The 15,547-nt window shown below is 60.5% G+C and carries 15 protein-coding genes and 1 tRNA gene; 13 read left to right on the forward strand and 3 right to left on the reverse strand.

From position 1 onward, the window contains the following. Positions 1-13: 13 nt before the first annotated feature. A complete protein-coding gene (locus tag K1567_RS00940) occupies positions 14-2,767 on the reverse strand; it encodes a response regulator (protein ID WP_034098619.1) in 2,754 nt (917 codons plus the stop codon). 205 nt (positions 2,768-2,972) lie between these two features. Here K1567_RS00940 and K1567_RS00945 point away from each other — a divergent pair, with 205 nt between their 5' ends. Then, positions 2,973-3,689 (forward strand): response regulator transcription factor, encoded by a 717-nt coding sequence (locus K1567_RS00945; RefSeq protein ID WP_034098618.1) that lies wholly within the window; start codon positions 2,973-2,975, stop codon positions 3,687-3,689. After that, positions 3,676-5,046 carry a sensor histidine kinase gene (locus tag K1567_RS00950; protein ID WP_034098617.1) on the forward strand — a complete coding sequence of 457 codons (1,371 nt, stop codon included), beginning with the start codon at positions 3,676-3,678 and terminating at the stop codon, positions 5,044-5,046. The genes K1567_RS00945 and K1567_RS00950 overlap by 14 nt, the downstream gene beginning before the upstream one ends. Positions 5,047-5,049: 3 nt before the next feature. Here the strand turns inward: K1567_RS00950 and K1567_RS00955 are convergent, their stop codons facing one another. Further along, positions 5,050-5,565, reverse strand: a complete 516-nt coding sequence (locus K1567_RS00955; RefSeq protein ID WP_034098616.1) for a DUF2062 domain-containing protein — start codon at positions 5,563-5,565, stop codon at positions 5,050-5,052. Between the two features lie 134 nt (positions 5,566-5,699). Here K1567_RS00955 and K1567_RS00960 point away from each other — a divergent pair, with 134 nt between their 5' ends. The 8 genes from K1567_RS00960 to murB all read left to right on the forward strand — a co-directional run bounded on the left by K1567_RS00960 (position 5,700) and on the right by murB (position 12,545). Next, the gene (locus tag K1567_RS00960) at positions 5,700-7,925 is read left to right on the forward strand and encodes a DNA internalization-related competence protein ComEC/Rec2 (RefSeq protein ID WP_169868737.1); all 2,226 of its coding nucleotides are present in this window, start codon (positions 5,700-5,702) and stop codon (positions 7,923-7,925) included. Between the two features lie 99 nt (positions 7,926-8,024). Continuing rightward, positions 8,025-8,660, forward strand: a complete 636-nt coding sequence (locus tag K1567_RS00965; RefSeq protein WP_034098613.1) for a MotA/TolQ/ExbB proton channel family protein — start codon at positions 8,025-8,027, stop codon at positions 8,658-8,660. Next, positions 8,657-9,085, forward strand: coding sequence for a biopolymer transporter ExbD (locus K1567_RS00970; RefSeq protein WP_034098611.1), 429 nt, complete (start codon positions 8,657-8,659; stop codon positions 9,083-9,085). Before K1567_RS00965 ends, K1567_RS00970 begins: the two co-directional genes overlap by 4 nt. Next, complete coding sequence (gene lpxK / locus K1567_RS00975; RefSeq protein ID WP_034098609.1) at positions 9,085-10,095, forward strand: tetraacyldisaccharide 4'-kinase; 1,011 nt, start codon at positions 9,085-9,087, stop codon at positions 10,093-10,095. Before K1567_RS00970 ends, lpxK begins: the two co-directional genes overlap by 1 nt. Positions 10,096-10,118: 23 nt before the next feature. Then, entirely contained in the window at positions 10,119-10,304 is a 186-nt protein-coding gene (locus K1567_RS00980) for a Trm112 family protein (RefSeq protein ID WP_011060103.1), read from the forward strand. Beyond that, positions 10,301-11,065 carry a 3-deoxy-manno-octulosonate cytidylyltransferase gene (gene kdsB, locus K1567_RS00985; RefSeq protein WP_034098606.1) on the forward strand — a complete coding sequence of 255 codons (765 nt, stop codon included), beginning with the start codon at positions 10,301-10,303 and terminating at the stop codon, positions 11,063-11,065. The genes K1567_RS00980 and kdsB overlap by 4 nt, the downstream gene beginning before the upstream one ends. Beyond that, a complete protein-coding gene (locus tag K1567_RS00990) occupies positions 11,065-11,529 on the forward strand; it encodes a low molecular weight protein-tyrosine-phosphatase (protein ID WP_040268677.1) in 465 nt (154 codons plus the stop codon). Before kdsB ends, K1567_RS00990 begins: the two co-directional genes overlap by 1 nt. Next, entirely contained in the window at positions 11,526-12,545 is a 1,020-nt protein-coding gene (murB, locus tag K1567_RS00995) for a UDP-N-acetylmuramate dehydrogenase (protein ID WP_169868738.1), read from the forward strand. The genes K1567_RS00990 and murB overlap by 4 nt, the downstream gene beginning before the upstream one ends. 62 nt (positions 12,546-12,607) lie before the next feature. Here murB and K1567_RS01000 read toward each other — a convergent pair whose 3' ends face one another. Then, positions 12,608-13,279, reverse strand: a complete 672-nt coding sequence (locus K1567_RS01000; protein WP_034098601.1) for a Bax inhibitor-1/YccA family protein — start codon at positions 13,277-13,279, stop codon at positions 12,608-12,610. Between the two features lie 152 nt (positions 13,280-13,431). On the opposite strand from K1567_RS01000, the gene K1567_RS01005 reads away from it, so the two are divergent. From K1567_RS01005 to K1567_RS01015, 3 genes are all read left to right on the forward strand, one after another. Beyond that, a tRNA-Ser gene (locus K1567_RS01005) sits at positions 13,432-13,522 on the forward strand. 833 nt (positions 13,523-14,355) lie between these two features. Continuing rightward, the gene (locus tag K1567_RS01010) at positions 14,356-15,081 is read left to right on the forward strand and encodes a hypothetical protein (protein WP_371918463.1); all 726 of its coding nucleotides are present in this window, start codon (positions 14,356-14,358) and stop codon (positions 15,079-15,081) included. A gap of 133 nt (positions 15,082-15,214) precedes the next feature. Beyond that, positions 15,215-15,484, forward strand: a complete 270-nt coding sequence (locus K1567_RS01015) for a hypothetical protein (protein WP_040268674.1) — start codon at positions 15,215-15,217, stop codon at positions 15,482-15,484. Positions 15,485-15,547: the final 63 nt, after the last annotated feature.

Genomic DNA, 15,547 nt, shown 5'->3' on the forward strand with positions numbered 1-15,547 from the left:
GGAAAGGGACGCATCAGGCACTGACTCGCGCTTCACTGGCCAGGCGGGCAATGGCCATGTCCAGTTCGTCCAGCGCGTGCAGGGCCTTGGCATCGTCCTGCTTGAGCAGGGTTTCGGCGCGCTGGCAGGCGGCGCGCAGTTGCGGAACGCCACAGTAGCGCGTAGCGCCATGCAGGCGGTGGACGCGTTCGATCAGCGCATTGTTGTCATTGGCTTCGCGGGCGATGCTGATGGCCGTGCGATCGGCTTCCAGGGAGGCCAGCAACATGGCGAGCATGTCGGCGGCCAGGTCGGTTTTACCGGCGGCCAGACGCAGGCCTTCCTCGTGGTCCAGTACCGGCAGTTGCACGCCAGGAGCCAGGCCGTCAGTGGCGCGTTCCGGTGCCTGATTGCGCAGGGCCAGGCCCGTCCATTTGAGTACCACTTGGGCCAGTTGCCGTTCGCTGATGGGTTTGGTGAGGTAATCGTCCATGCCACTTTGCAGCAAGGCGCGTTTTTCGTTGGCCATGGCATGGGCCGTGAGCGCCACCACTGGCAGCGGCGAGCCATGACGCTCGCTCTCCCACTGACGAATCGCTTCGGTGCTCTGGCGACCGTCCATGCCCGGCATTTGCACGTCCATCAGCACCAAATCGTAAGTCTCCTGCTTGACCGCGTCGACGGCGGCGTAACCGCTTTCCACTGCGTGCACTTTGGCGCCCATGTCCTCCAGCAACGTTTGCACCAGCAACAGGTTCGCCGGGTTGTCATCCACGCACAGCACCCGTGGCGCGCGGCTGGCCAGGGGCTCGCCCGGCTCGCTGCGCGAAGGGCGCGGGTTGATCAGGTCGGACAATGCCCGGCGCAGTTTGCGGGTGCATGCCGGTTTGGCCTGCAATTGGCTATTGGGGTTGGGCACCGACTGGTTGAACAGCATCTGTTCGGTGGTCGGGCATAGCACCAGCACTTTGCAGCCCAGGTGTTCGAGGTCCCACAGGTGCTGGTTGAGGCGCTCGGGGGGTATGTCGTTGGCGGTCACGCCGAGCACGGCCAGGTCGATAGCCTGCTCGGTCTGATGGGCGCTGGTAATGCCGTTGGTCAGACTTTCCAGGGTGTTGAACGGCGTGACCTCCAGGCCGCAATCTTCCAATTGGTGTTGCAGGGCCTGGCGCGCCAGTTCGTGGTTTTCCAGCACCGCCACGCGGTGGCCCAGCAGGGGCGCGCAGGGCAGGTCTTCAACGTCATCGCGGGTTTTGGGCAGGTTCAGGCTGATCCAGAATTCCGAGCCTTCGCCCGGCGTGCTGTCGACGCCGATTTCGCCGCCCATCTGTTCGATCAAGCGTTTGGAGATCACCAGCCCCAGGCCCGTGCCGCCGGGTTGACGCGACAACGAGTTGTCGGCCTGGCTGAAGGCTTGGAACAGCGCACGCACGTCCTGGCTGGAGAGGCCGATACCGGTGTCCTGCACGCTGATGCGCAGTTGCACGGTATCTTCCTGCTCGTCCTCGATCATCGCCCGAGCCACGATGGTGCCCTCGCGGGTGAACTTGATCGCGTTGCTGATCAGGTTGGTGAGGATCTGTTTGAGCCGCAGCGGGTCGCCCACCAGCGCCAGCGGCGTATCGCGGTAGACCAGGCTGACCAGTTCCAACTGCTTGGCATGGGCGGCGGGGGCGAGGATGGTCAGGGTGTCCTGGAGCAAATCGCGCAGGTTGAATGGAATGCTGTCGAGCACCAGTTTGCCGGCTTCTATTTTCGAGAAATCGAGAATTTCATTGATGATGCCCAGCAGGTTGTCGGCGGATTTTTCGATGGTGCCCAGGTAGTCGAGTTGGCGCGGCGTCAGCTCGCTTTTTTGCAGCAGGTGGGTGAAGCCGAGGATGCCGTTGAGGGGCGTGCGAATTTCATGGCTCATATTGGCCAGAAACTCCGACTTGATGCGGCTCGCCTCCAGGGCTTCTTTGCGCGCCAGATCCAGCTCGATATTCTGGATCTCGATGGTTTCCAGGTTCTGACGCACGTCTTCGGTGGCCTGGTCGATGCTGTGCTGCAATTCTTCCTGGGCATTCTGCAAGGTTTCGGCCATGCGGTTGATGCCCGAGGCGAGTTGATCCAGCTCCTGGCTGCCCAGCGCGGGCAGGCGGGTTTCCAGGTTGCCGTCCTTGAGCTGGGCCACGGCTTGCTTGATCAATCCGATCGGCGAGGTGATCGTGCGGCTGATACGCAGCGCCAGCGCGGCGGTGAAGATCAGCCCGATGGCGATCAGCAGCAGGCTGGCGAACAGGCTTCGATAGCCGCGCAGCAGCATGCCGTTGTGGGACAGTTCCACCTCGACCCAGCCCAGCAGGCGGTCGCTTTCGTCGGGGATCAGTTCGCCCGCCAGGTTGCGATGGCGGCCGAACACCGGCAGCAGGTAACGGGTGGCGTCGTTGCCCGTGCGCTGCAACAGATGCGAACTGTTGCCGACCGGCGCCTGATTGAGCATGGTCGGACCGGCGTGGGCGAGGGTGCTGCGGTCCGGCGCGAGGAACGACACAGTGCGTACGTCCTGCTGCTCCAGGGATTGGGTGGCGATGCGCTCCAGCAAATCGACGTTTTTATTGCCCAGGGCCGGCGCCACCAGCGGTGCCAATTGCTCGGCGATCATCTCGCCGCGCTGCAGCAACTGGGTTTGCAGCTCCGACAGCTGCATCCAGGTGAAATAACCGCCCAACAACAACGCCATCAGGCTGGTCGGCAATAAGGTCAGCAACAGTACGCGGCCTTTTATCCCCATTCTTCTAAGCACGCCACTCTCCTGCTACCACATTGGAATCAATCTTTCGCGCCGGCATCCGGCCTGCGCCACCTGCGCAGTGTAGCCATTTGCGCGGCGAGGAATCTCGCAAAATCATCACAGGAGTCAATCTTCGGGCCATTGGCCGGCGAGTGGCGATTGCCTGTAGCGGGGTAATCTTGAATAATCGGCGATTGAGAATGACTTGCAGACGCTAATGAATCCCGCAGCCAGTATCCTGACCATCGAAGATGACCCCGTGCTCGGCGCCTACGTCCATGAGGAGCTGGCGCGCAGTGGCTTCCAGGTCACATGGTGCCAGAACGGCCAGCAGGGCCTGGACATGGCGCGTGAGCGTGCATTTGACGTGGTGTTGATGGATATTCTGCTGCCGGGGCTGGACGGCCTGTCGATCCTGACGTATTTGCGCAAAAGCCATTCGACCCCGGTGATTCTGATGTCGGCCTTGGGCGCCGAAGCCGACCGCATCAGCGGTTTTCGCCTGGGCGCGGACGACTACTTACCCAAGCCTTTCAGCATGCTTGAGCTGCGCGTGCGCATTGAAGCGATCCTGCGCCGCGTGGCCCTGGATCGTCGGCCGCTGCCTGCTCTGCCAGTGCGGCGCGAGAACGCGCCGAGCTTGCGCTTTGACGATGAGTTAGGTGATGTTTTTTACCTGCAACACGCCGCCGGCCTGACCCGTAGCGAATTCCGCCTGCTGGAAACCCTGCATCGCAACGTTGAAGAAGTCTTGAGCAAAGCCTTTCTTTATCAGCATGTGCTGCAACGCGGTTATGCCCCCCATGACCGTAGCCTGGACATGCATATCAGCCAGATCCGCCGCAAGCTAAAAGCCATCGGCTACAGCGAGCGCGAAGTGCGCACCGTCTGGGGCAAGGGCTATGTGTTGAGCGGTCACGATGACAGCCTTTGAACGACCGCTGAAACGCCTGCCGGGCCGGCACTCATTGTTCTGGAAACTGGCCTGCCTGTTGATTGCGTTCTGTTTGCTGATGATCTGGCTGAGCTGGTCCTGGGGGCGCTATATGGAGCAGCAGAATGCCTACCTGTCCGAGGAGGCGAAAACCACCCTGAGCGGGTACGCGGCGCAAGCGGAGCAGGCGTGGAACCTTGGCGGCCCTTCAGGCGTCGATGCCTGGCTGCAGACCATGGGCAAGCGTGAAACCACTTGGATCGGCGTGATTGGCAACGACCTGCAATCGTTGAGCAGCTACCCCTTGAGTAGTGCGCAAAACCAGCGCCTGACCTTTTTACGCGGCTTGGACTGGCCGGTGAGTCGGCATGTCAAGGGGCTGCCCTGGCTGAAGATCGCGTTTCCCGGCGAGCCGGAGGCCGGGTCGTTGGTGATCGAACTGCCACAGCGCTTTATGCCCGGTCGCTATCAAGTGTTCTGGCGGGTGGTGACCAACGGTGTGATCCCCGGTCTGTTCACCCTATTGCTGTGCATAGGCCTGTACCGCTTGCTGATCATGCCCCTCAATCAATTACGCGAGCAGGCCAACGCCTGGCGGGCCGACCAGTTGAATACGCGTCTGTCCCAGGATGCGACCAGTCGCCAGGATGAATTGGGCGAGCTGGGCCGTGCTTTTGATCATATGTCCGAACGCTTGCAGGGGACCGTAGTGTTGCAACAGCAGTTGCTGCGCGATATGTCCCATGAACTGCGTACGCCTCTCAGTCGCTTGCGGGTGGCCTGTGACAGCGAGCAGGACCTCGTGCAACTGCGTCAACGCCTGGGCCGGGAAATCGATGCCATGCAGCGACTGGTGGAAGACAGCCTGCAATTGGCCTGGTTGGACGCCGAACGGACCCCGTTGACCAAAGAAACCATTCAGCTTCAGGCGTTGTGGGACATATTGCGTGAGAACGCATGCTTTGAAAGCGCTTGGCCAGCATCGCGCCTGCCGTGTTTGCTGGGCCCCGAGTGCTGGGTGCGGGGCAACCTGAATGGCTTGGCCCAGGCCCTGGAAAATATCCTGCGTAATGCCATACGCCACTCTCCAGCGGACGGGGTGGTGTGCCTGGACGGGCGGCGCGAGGGTGAGTACTGGCACCTATGGCTGGAAGATCAGGGCGGGGGGATCGATGAGCGGGACCTGGAACGCATTTTTGCGCCGTTCACGCGCCTGGACGGCTCTCGCCCCGGCGATGGTGGCTTCGGCCTGGGGCTGAGCATCGCGCGCAATGCGCTGCAACGTCAGGATGGCAGCCTATGGGCGGAAAACACCGGTGCGGGCCTGCGGGTACATCTGCGCCTGCTGGCGCTTTAGGTTTTACCCGCGCCGCTGTTTGCGTTTCTTCCATTGGTGGGCCACCCACCACCGCCAGTAACCCATGGTCAGGCAATAGGCCAATGCGCCCAGTACCAGGCCCAATACCACCGAACCCAGCAAAAACGGTTGCCACAAGGTGCTCAACTGGCCGCTGATCCATTCCCAGGTCAGGTCGTCGGGGAGGCTGCGCGCGGGGACGTTCATCAGCCAGGCGCCGGTCAGGTAGGTGCAAATGAACACCACCGGCATGGTAATCGGGTTGGTCAGCCATACCAGGCTTATGGCGATCGGCATGTTGCCGCGCACCGTGATCGCGAGGATCGCCGCCAGCAGCATCTGCAACGGAATCGGAATGAACGCCGCAAACAGACCCACCGCCATCGCTCGAGCCACCGAGTGCCGATTCAGGTGCCAGAGGTTCGGGTCATGCAACAACGTACCGAGAAACTGTAATGACTTGTGTTCCCTGATACTGGTGGGGTCGGGCATGTACCGTTTGAATAAGCGCCGAGGCATAAGGGGTCCAGGTCGATTCGAGGGGCAAGTATGCCCGCATTCTATAAACAGGAAATTCAGACTTTGTGACAAAACATCATAGGCCGCGCCGAATGCACGGCTAAGACTGAATGGATCTCTCAAAAGGATGATCCATGAAGACAGGGATGTTCGCGCTTGCATCAGGGTTGCTTGCTCTGGTTTTTCTACCGGCACTGCCCGCCACGGGCTGGCTGATCGCCATGCTGGTGCTGGCGTTGATGGCGTTGCCATTTCGCACGTACCCGCTGGCGTTTTTTCTGATGGGGTTGAGTTGGGCGTGTTTCAGCGCGCAGTGGGCCTTGAATGATCGGCTGTCGCTGAAGCTGGATGGGCAGACGCGTTGGGTCGAGGGTTGGGTGGCCGGGTTACCGCAACAGACCGACGATGGCGTGCGCTTCGACCTGATCGACGGGCGGTCGCGTAAAGCCCGATTACCCCAGCGCATCCGCGTGTCCTGGCGCGGAGGTCCGCCCGTGCGCAGCGGTGAACGCTGGCGCCTGGCAATCAGCCTCAAACGACCGTCCGGATTACTGAATTTTCACGGCTTTGACCGCGAAGCCTGGCTGCTGGCCCGGCGCGTCGGTGCAACCGGCTCGGTAAAGGACGGTGAGCGCCTGGCCCCGGCGCGCAATGCGTGGCGCGAAGGCCTGCGTCAACGGTTGCTGGCCGTGGATGCCCAAGGCCGCGAGGCGGGCTTGGCCGCTTTGGTGCTGGGGGATGGCTCCGGTCTGTCCGCTACGGATTGGCAGATTCTGCAGGACACCGGCACCGTGCATTTGCTGGTGATTTCCGGGCAGCACATCGGCCTGTTGGCGGGGTTGATCTACGGCCTGGTTGCCGGGTTGGCTCGTTACGGAGTTTGGCCGCGAGGTTGGCCATGGCTACCCTGGGCGTGCGGCCTGGCCTTTGCCGCTGCGCTCAGTTACGGCTTGCTGGCCGGGTTCGGTGTGCCGGTGCAGCGCGCGTGCGTAATGGTGGGGTTGGTGCTGCTCTGGCGATTGCGCTTTCGCCATCTGGGCGTGTGGTGGCCGTTGCTGTTGGCCTTCAATGGGGTGCTGATCCTGGAACCCCTGGCCAGCCTGCAAGCGGGTTTCTGGCTGTCATTTGCGGCAGTGGCGGTGCTGATCCTGGCGTTCAGCGGCCGTTTAGGACCGTGGAGCCCTTGGCAGGTGTGGACCCGTCCGCAATGCGTGATCGCCATCGGGCTGTTTCCGGTGTTGTTGGTGCTGGGGTTGCCCATCAGTATGAGTGCGCCGCTGGCCAATCTGGTGGCGGTGCCGTGGATCAGCCTGGTGGTGCTGCCACTGGCGCTGCTGGGCACTGCGCTGTTGGCGGTGCCCTTCGTGGGGGAGGGTTTGTTGTGGCTGGCGGGGGGCGCGCTGCAGGGGTTATTCGTCGGCTTGGGTTGGCTCGCCGAATACGCGCCCGCTTGGGTACCGGCGCAGGTGCCCTTGGCGGCCTGGCTGATCAGCCTGCTCGGCGCGGTGTTGCTGTTATTGCCCAAAGGCGTGCCGCTGCGCCTGCTGGGTTGGCCGATGCTGTTGCTGGCCGTGTTCCCTCCTCGAGAACCGGTGCCCTATGGGCAAGTCGAGGTGCTGCAGTTGGACGTCGGTCAAGGGCAATCGCTGATTCTGCGCACACGCAATCACACCCTGGTTTACGATGCTGGCCCACGTTCGGGAGCGCTCGACCTCGGCGCGCGCGTGGTGCTGCCGTCGTTGAAAAAACTCGGCGTGGGCAGCTTGGACCTGCTATTGCTCAGCCATGCCGATGCCGATCACGCGGGGGGCGCGGCCGCATTGGCCCGAGGCATGCCGATCAGGCGCGTGGTAGGCGGCGAAACCGAGGGCTTGCCGGCGTTTTTGGGCACCCAGCCTTGTGTCAGTGGCGAGCAGTGGCAATGGGACGGGGTCATGTTTGAAATGTGGCAGTGGCCTGATGCTATTGGCGGCAACGCGAAATCCTGCGTCTTGCAGGTGCAAGCCAACGGTGAGCGTCTGCTGCTGACCGGCGATATCGATCGCGACGCTGAACGGGCGCTGCTCAACTCGCCGCTGGCGGTGCCCACCCACTGGCTGCAAGCGCCGCATCATGGCAGTCGAAGTTCGTCCTCCAGGCCTTTCTTGCAACGGCTGGCACCCCGGTCTGTGCTTATTTCACGCGGGCGCGGCAACGCCTTCGGTCATCCCCATCCGCAGGTCATGGAGCGCTATCGGGCACTCGGCAGCCGGGTCTATGACAGCGCCGAACAAGGCGCCGTACGCGTGCAATTAGGGGCGTTTGCCGAACCGGTCGTTGCCCGTGGTCAACGGCGTTTCTGGCGCGAACGGTTACCCTGACGGTGTAAGCGCGAAGGTCGTCGGCGGTGCCACGCTCGACGAACCCCGCGGCGGAACCTATATGGTAAAGTGGCGCACTTTTTCGAGGGGACATTCACTGTGTGGGAATTGGTCAAATCCGGCGGCTGGATGATGTTGCCGATCATCTTGAGTTCCATCGCCGCGCTCGGCATCGTTGCCGAACGTCTGTGGACCCTGCGTGCCAGTCGTGTCACCCCTGAGCATCTGCTGGGGCAGGTCTGGTCCTGGATCAAGAACAAACAACTGGACAAGGAAAAGCTCAAGGCCCTGCGCGCCGATTCGCCGCTGGGTGAGATTCTGGCCGCGGGCCTGGCCAACTCCAAGCACGGTCGCGAGATCATGAAGGAGTGCATCGAAGAGGCCGCCGCGCGGGTGATCCACGAACTGGAGCGTTATATCAACGCCCTCGGCACCATCGCCGCCATGGCGCCGCTGCTCGGTTTGCTGGGTACGGTGCTGGGCATGATCGATATTTTCAGTTCGTTCATGGGCACCGGCATGAGCGCTAACGCGGCCGTGCTGGCCGGCGGTATTTCCAAGGCGCTGATTACCACGGCGGCGGGCTTGATGGTGGGGATTCCATCGGTGTTCTTCCACCGGTTCCTGCAACGGCGCGTCGATGAGCTGGTGGTAGGCATGGAGCAGGAAGCCATCAAACTGGTAGAGGTGGTGCAGGGGGATCGCGACGTGGATCTGGTTGGGGACAAAGCGTGAAATTTCGCCGCAAGCAACGGGAAAATGTCGATATCAACCTCGCGTCACTGATCGACGTGGTGTTTATCCTGCTGCTGTTTTTTGTCGTCACCACCACCTTCACCCGGCAAACCGAGCTGCGTGTCGACTTGCCGGAAGCGGTGAGCGGTTCGCCGGCCGAAGATCAGGAGGTCAAGCAACTGGATATCGCCATCAGCGCCGAGGGCGTGTTTTCGGTGAATAACCAGGTGCTGGAGAAAAACGATCTCAACAGTCTGATGGACGCTTTGCAGAAGGAGTCCGGTGGCGATACCAAGATGCCGCTATCCATCAGCGCCGATGGCAAGACCCAGCACCAGGCCGTCATCACCGCAATGGACGCCGCCGGCAAACTTGGCTTCAGTCATTTGCGCATGAGCACCGTCGAGGCGGCGAGCCAACCCTGATGGCCATGTCCGATCGATTGCTTAAAGGCTGGTACGAAGGTCATCCGGCGCTGCTGCTGTTGCGGCCGCTGGAGGCGATGTATCGCCGCGTGGTTGAGCGCAAGCGCGCGCGATTCCTGGCGGGAGAGGGCCAGATTTACCGAGCGCCGGTGCCGGTGGTGGTGGTCGGCAATATCACCGTGGGTGGCACCGGCAAGACGCCATTGATCCTGTGGCTGATCGAGCACTGCCGACGTAGCGGCCTGCGCGTGGGCGTGGTCAGCCGAGGCTATGGCGCCAAGCCGCCGCACTTGCCGTGGCGGGTCGAGCCCGGCCATAGCGCCGAGACGGCGGGGGACGAACCCTTGCTGATCGTGCAGCGCTGCGGTGTGCCCTTGATGATCGATCCGGACCGAAGTCGTGCGGTCGAGGCATTACTGGCCAGCGAACCGCTGGACCTGATCCTCTCCGACGACGGCTTGCAGCACTACCGTCTGGCCCGTGACCTGGAGCTGGTGCTGATCGATGCCGCCCGTGGCTTGGGCAACCGCCGTTGCCTGCCTGCCGGGCCTTTGCGCGAACCGGTGGAGCGACTGCAGAGTGTCGATGCGTTGCTGTACAACGGCGCCCCCCGTGACCGCGACGACGGGTTTGCCTTCAGTCTGCAACCCACCGCTCTGGTTAATCTACAGACCGGTGAGCGCCGGCCGGTGGATCATTTTGCCAAGGGCCAAGCGGTGCATGCGGTCGCCGGCATCGGTAACCCGCAACGTTTCTTCAATACCCTTGAAACGCTACACTGGCGGCCGATACCCCATGCTTTTGCCGACCATGCACCTTACAGCGCCGAGGTCTTGAATTTTACCCCGTCATTGCCGCTGGTCATGACCGAGAAAGACGCGGTGAAGTGCCGCGCCTTTGCCCAGCCCGACTGGTGGTACCTTGCGGTGGATGCGCTGCCGTCGCCGGCGTTCGTCGCCTGGTTCGATGCGCAACTCTTACGCCTGTTGCCCACCCGTCACTTGCCTTAAACGCTGCCTACCAGGACATATTCATGGACACCAAACTGCTCGATATCCTCGCTTGCCCGATCTGCAAAGGCCCGCTCAAGCTCAGTGCCGACAAAACCGAGCTGATCAGCAAAGGCGCCGGTCTGGCGTATCCGATTCGTGATGGCATCCCGGTGATGCTGGAGAGCGAAGCCCGCACCCTGACCACCGAAGAGCGTCTGGATAAATGACCACCGCCTTTACCGTTGTCATCCCCTCGCGTTATGCATCGACCCGACTGCCCGGCAAACCGCTGCAGTTGATCGGCAGCAAGCCGATGATCCAGCTGGTATGGGAACAGGCTTGTAAAAGCAGCGCCGAGCGGGTGGTGGTCGCCACCGACGACCCGCGCATCATCGACGTTTGCAAAGGCTTTGGCGCCGAAGCAGTGCTGACGCGTGAAGATCACAATTCCGGTACGGATCGTCTGGCCGAAGTGGCCACGCAACTGGGTCTGGCGCCAGACGCTATCGTGGTCAATGTGCAAGGCGACGAGCCGCTGATCCCGCCCAGTGTGATCGATCAGGTCGCCGCCAACCTGGCTGCCCATGGTGAAGCGCGCATGGCGACCCTGGCCGAGCCGATTGAAGATATCGAAACTCTGTTCAACCCTAACGTGGTCAAGGTGGTCAGCGATATCAATGGCCTTGCCCTGACTTTCAGCCGTTCCACCTTGCCGTGGGCGCGCGATGCGTTTGCCAAGCGCCCAGACGCGTTGCCCGAAGGTGTGCCCTATCGCCGCCATATCGGTATCTATGCCTACCGCGCCGGCTTCCTGCATGACTTTGTCAGCTGGGGACCGTGCTGGTTGGAAAATACCGAATCCCTAGAGCAACTGCGGGCTTTGTGGCATGGCGTGCGCATTCATGTGGGCGACGCCTTGGAAGCACCGCCGGCCGGCGTCGATACCCAGGAAGACCTTGAGCGCGTCCGGCGTTTGCTGGGGGCTTGATGGAAGTTTTGTTCGTGTGCCTGGGCAATATCTGCCGTTCGCCGACTGCCGAGGGGGTTCTGCGCCATAAATTGCGTGAGGCGGGCCTGGCGGGTCAAATCGAGGTCGCATCGGCCGGTACCGGCGACTGGCATGTCGGCAACGCGCCCGACCAGCGCAGCCAGCGGGCGGCGCTGGTGCGCGGTTATGACTTGTCGGCCCAGCGCGCCCAGCAGGTCTCGCGCGCCGATTTTGCTCGCTACGACCTGATCCTGGCCATGGACCATAGCAACTTGCGCAATCTCAAGGCGCTCCAACCCACTCAGGGCAAGGCGGAACTCGACCTGTTTTTGCGCCGTTACGAAGGGGAAGTGGACGAAGTGCCAGACCCGTATTATGAGGGCGAACAAGGCTTCGAACGGGTCTTGGACCTGATCGAGCGAGCCTGTGATTTATTGGTGATTGAATTGAAGGGGCGGTTATGACTCTGCATGTGCGCCCGCAAACATCGCTCAAGCCATTCAACAGCTTTGGCATCGATGTGCGTGCTCAACTGTTTACCGAGGCTCACAGCGATGACGATGTGCGCGAAGCGCTGGCCTATGCTGCGACGCGGTCGTTGCCACTGTTGGTGATTGGCGGCGGTAGCAACTTGCTGCTGACCCAGGATATTCCAGCGCTGGTGCTGCGCATGGCTACCCAAGGCATCCGGATATTGCAGGATGACGGCATGCAGGTAGTGGTCGAAGCCGAGGCAGGGGAGGCTTGGCATCCCTTTGTGCTGTGGACCCTCGCGCAGGGCTTATGTGGGTTGGAAAACCTCAGCCTGATCCCAGGCACCGTCGGCGCGGCCCCCATGCAGAACATCGGCGCCTATGGCGTAGAGATCAAGGACGTGTTTGCAGGCTTGACCGCTCTGGATCGCCACACTGGGGAATTGCGCGACTTCAGCCTGGAAGACTGCGGCTTCGCCTATCGCGACAGTGTGTTTAAGCATGAGACCGGTCGTTGGCTGATCCTGCGTGTGCGCTTTGCCCTCAGTCGTGCCAATCACCTCAAGCTTGATTACGGCCCGGTACAGCAACGATTGGCCGGGCAGGGCATCACCGAGGCCACGCCGAGTGATGTGAGCCGGGCAATTTGCAGTATCCGCCAGGAAAAACTGCCGGACCCGGCCGTGCTGGGCAACGCCGGCAGCTTCTTCAAAAATCCGCTGGTGTCCAAGGCGTTGGCCGAAGAGCTCAAGGCGCTGTATCCGGATCTGGTGGCCTATCCCCAGGCCGACGGGCAGATGAAACTCGCCGCCGGCTGGCTGATCGACAAGGCCGGCTGGAAGGGCTTCCGGGAGGGCGACGCAGGCGTGCACGCGCTGCAAGCGTTGGTTCTGGTCAATTATGGCGGCGCCTCAGGACACGACATCGCCCATCTGGCCCAGCGCATCCAGCGTGATATTGCCGAGCGCTTCAAGGTTGAGCTGGAAATGGAACCCAACCAGTATTGATCCCGCGAAAATAAAAATGCCCCGCATCTTTCGATGCGGGGCATTTTTTATACCGCAGTGAATCAGTCGTCACGGCTCATGATGCCGAAGATCTGCAACAGGCTGATGAACAGGTTGTAGATCGATACATACAGGCTCACGGTCGCCATGATGTAGTTGCGCTCACCGCCGTGGATGATGGCGCTGGTCTGGAACAGGATGCACACCGAGGAAAACAGCACGAAACCGGCGCTGATCGCCAGTTGCAGGCCACTGATCTGGAAGAACATGCCCGCAACCACGGCCGCCAGCAACACGAAGAAACCTGCGGTGATGAAGCCGCCCAGGAAGCTCATGTCTTTACGGGTGACCAGCACATAAGCCGACAAACCACCGAACACCAGCGCGGTCATGGCAAAAGCCGAACTGACCACTTCCGCGCCGCCAGCCATTCCAAGGTAACGGTTAAGGATCGGGCCGAGGATAAAACCCATGAAACCGGTCAAGGCAAACGCCGACACCAGGCCCCAGGCCGAGTCGCGAAGTTTGTTGGTGAGGAAGAACAGGCCGTAGAAACCGATCAGCACCACGAAGATATTCGGGTAGCCGACACGCATCTGCTGCGCCACGAACGCCATCACGCCACTGAAGGCGAGAGTCAGGGCGAGCAGGCCATAGGTGTTGCGCAACACGCGGCTGACTTCGAGCTGCTCAGCCTGCGCGTTGCCATTCACTGCGTAATTCTGTTCGCGCATGGCGACACTCCTTGGGTTTTGAAACGTTCAGTCGCAAAGATCATAACAGACGCTCTGTAACAAGCGATGGCGAGAGTTTGACAGTGTGTTTCATTCGGGTATTATGGCGCCCGCTGATACGGGATGGGCTATTATCCTCCTGTATCACACAAGGGAAATTGGCAGAGTGGTTGAATGCACCGGTCTTGAAAACCGGCGGACGTTAATAGCGTCTCCAGGGTTCGAATCCCTGGTTTCCCGCCAAATAGCTTCACAAATCCCGCGAGCTACAAGCTCTGCGGGATTTTTTTGCCTTGGATTTGCCTGTTTATCCCATTTGTGGCGAAATCTCTGGAGCTGGCCTTGGGCTGCGCAACGCTACGAGAGAGTGAAAACGGGGGCGAGGCCAATCACTCCACACTACAAATCCACCGATGGTTGCGCCGATAAGGCGCGCGGATGAAGTGCACGTCTGAAACCAGATTAAGGCCATGTTTCTGTAGTGCTTTGGTCAATTGTACGAGTGTCTCTGCCTGGATAGTCATTGCTGTCACCTCATCAGATGAACTGCGCTCATAGTTCTTGACCTGATGGACAACCTGCAAATTCAAATTTTCTACAGCGGTGATTGAAGGCAGCGTTTGCAAAAGTTCGACAAGAGTGGCATTCCCTGACGCCTGTCGATTAACTCAACCAATAAACGCGTTGCCATATTGACTTTCTGGCGAGGTTTTTTGCGCTCAACAGCGCGCCGCCGAATACATCCTGGCAGTGGTTTGCAGCCCTTTTCCGATCAACAGAAAAGTTGAGCCACCGACATCAGGCAAATTATTTGCACAACCATTTGAGCGCGAATTGGGTGTCTCATTGTGCTGACCCTCACTAAACGTGCCGGTTAAACGAGTCGCCGATGTCATTAGTATAGATCGTGCAACAAATTGTTCACGGGTAATACGTGTTCCCCGTCACGACTATCTGCGCAAGTGTGTCGCACTTTTTTTGATTTCTCAGCTCTATCAGTGTCTTAACCTCGCCGAGTTTCAGTGTGAAGGGAACGATCAGACCGGATGCCGATGGATCGCAGCTTACTTATTTCGATGATTCGTCGGACGCGATGGCCATTGCTGTTGGCGGCTGTTTTTGTGTTCCTGACCGCCGGTTGCACGCAGCAGCAAGGCCGCGATATCGCCAAGCAGTTCAGCAATGGCAAGCCCGATGAATTCTTTCAGACCAGCGTCGACCGTATGGCCACCCTGGGCATGCGTGACAACCTGCGAAGCTTGTATTTGCTGATGAGCAAGCTGTATCTGCGCAACCCCAACCAGTGGCGGCAGTCGGGACATCCGGATGCGGTAAGCGCGCAGCGGGAGATTCGCCAAGCCATTGAGCAGCGCCGGCCGCTGGCGGCTCTGGGTGAACGTCGGGACCTGGCGGCGTTGAGTTATTCGTTGAGCCCAGAGTTCAAGGGCGACCGCGTCGGTGCGTTTATCTACGCAATCGGCAGTATGATCGTGACCGCTCATGGCGGGCGTACCGAGTTCTACTTGACCGATTCGATCAACCCGCAGTTCGTCAGCAACGCGGCGCGCAATATTGAGAAAGCCACCTGGCTGCTCAGCCAGCGTCAGGATGCGAACGGTGTGCTACTGCTGTTTTCCAACGAAATATCGGAGGAGGGCAGCAACCTCAGTTTTGCGGTCGAGTTCGGCAAAATAGTGGCGCGCTTGGACCTGCTCACGCAAATGCTCGACGAGCGCTACCGGCGCATCGGCCTGAACTATGCACAAAGTCTGCTGCTGATGAATTTTCTGCCGGTGCAGTGATCGCTGTTTGCGTCGCGCCGGGTGCGTTGCTTCTCTTTTTTCTGTAGGAAACAGCCTATCTTGCATGGCGGTGCTTGAAACACTCCTGCCTCGGCAATAGCCTCGGACTTTTCTGAAAAAACGAGGCCCTACCTTGGGTAAGCGAAAAACGGTCTGGCCTACTGATCGCGAAATACGCCTGCGCTTTATGCTCTTCGCTGTGATTGATGCCGCAACGGTCCAGGGTGTCAGCGCTGAAGTGCTGCTGCCGGCGCAGAAATTACTGAGTGAATCGCCTAACGAAACGCAATTGTTGGCAGCCCTTTGGGAAATACTGGCGACCGAGGAAATGGAGGGGTTCAGGTTTACTCCAGGTTCCGAGGCCGATGAATTGATGCAGACGCTGCAAATACCCATGCCCTGAAACGCTCGTACCACAGGCCGCAAGACGGCCTGGCGCGTCTTCGGTCGAGAGCTATCATGACAG

Source organism: Pseudomonas sp. S5F11 (assembly GCF_019641515.1).
GTDB lineage: Bacteria > Pseudomonadota > Gammaproteobacteria > Pseudomonadales > Pseudomonadaceae > Aquipseudomonas > Aquipseudomonas rhodesiae.

Coding starts and splice junctions, on each gene's coding strand:
- K1567_RS00945 (WP_034098618.1), top strand. CDS start 2,973: ATGAATCCCGCAGCCAGTATCCTGACCATCGAAGATGACCCCGTGCTC.
- murB (WP_169868738.1), top strand. CDS start 11,526: ATGACTCTGCATGTGCGCCCGCAAACATCGCTCAAGCCATTCAACAGC.
- K1567_RS00990 (WP_040268677.1), top strand. CDS start 11,065: ATGGAAGTTTTGTTCGTGTGCCTGGGCAATATCTGCCGTTCGCCGACT.
- kdsB (WP_034098606.1), top strand. CDS start 10,301: ATGACCACCGCCTTTACCGTTGTCATCCCCTCGCGTTATGCATCGACC.
- K1567_RS00955 (WP_034098616.1), bottom strand. CDS start 5,565: ATGCCTCGGCGCTTATTCAAACGGTACATGCCCGACCCCACCAGTATC.
- K1567_RS01010 (WP_371918463.1), top strand. CDS start 14,356: ATGATTCGTCGGACGCGATGGCCATTGCTGTTGGCGGCTGTTTTTGTG.
- K1567_RS00960 (WP_169868737.1), top strand. CDS start 5,700: ATGAAGACAGGGATGTTCGCGCTTGCATCAGGGTTGCTTGCTCTGGTT.
- K1567_RS01000 (WP_034098601.1), bottom strand. CDS start 13,279: ATGCGCGAACAGAATTACGCAGTGAATGGCAACGCGCAGGCTGAGCAG.
- K1567_RS00950 (WP_034098617.1), top strand. CDS start 3,676: ATGACAGCCTTTGAACGACCGCTGAAACGCCTGCCGGGCCGGCACTCA.
- lpxK (WP_034098609.1), top strand. CDS start 9,085: ATGGCCATGTCCGATCGATTGCTTAAAGGCTGGTACGAAGGTCATCCG.
- K1567_RS00980 (WP_011060103.1), top strand. CDS start 10,119: ATGGACACCAAACTGCTCGATATCCTCGCTTGCCCGATCTGCAAAGGC.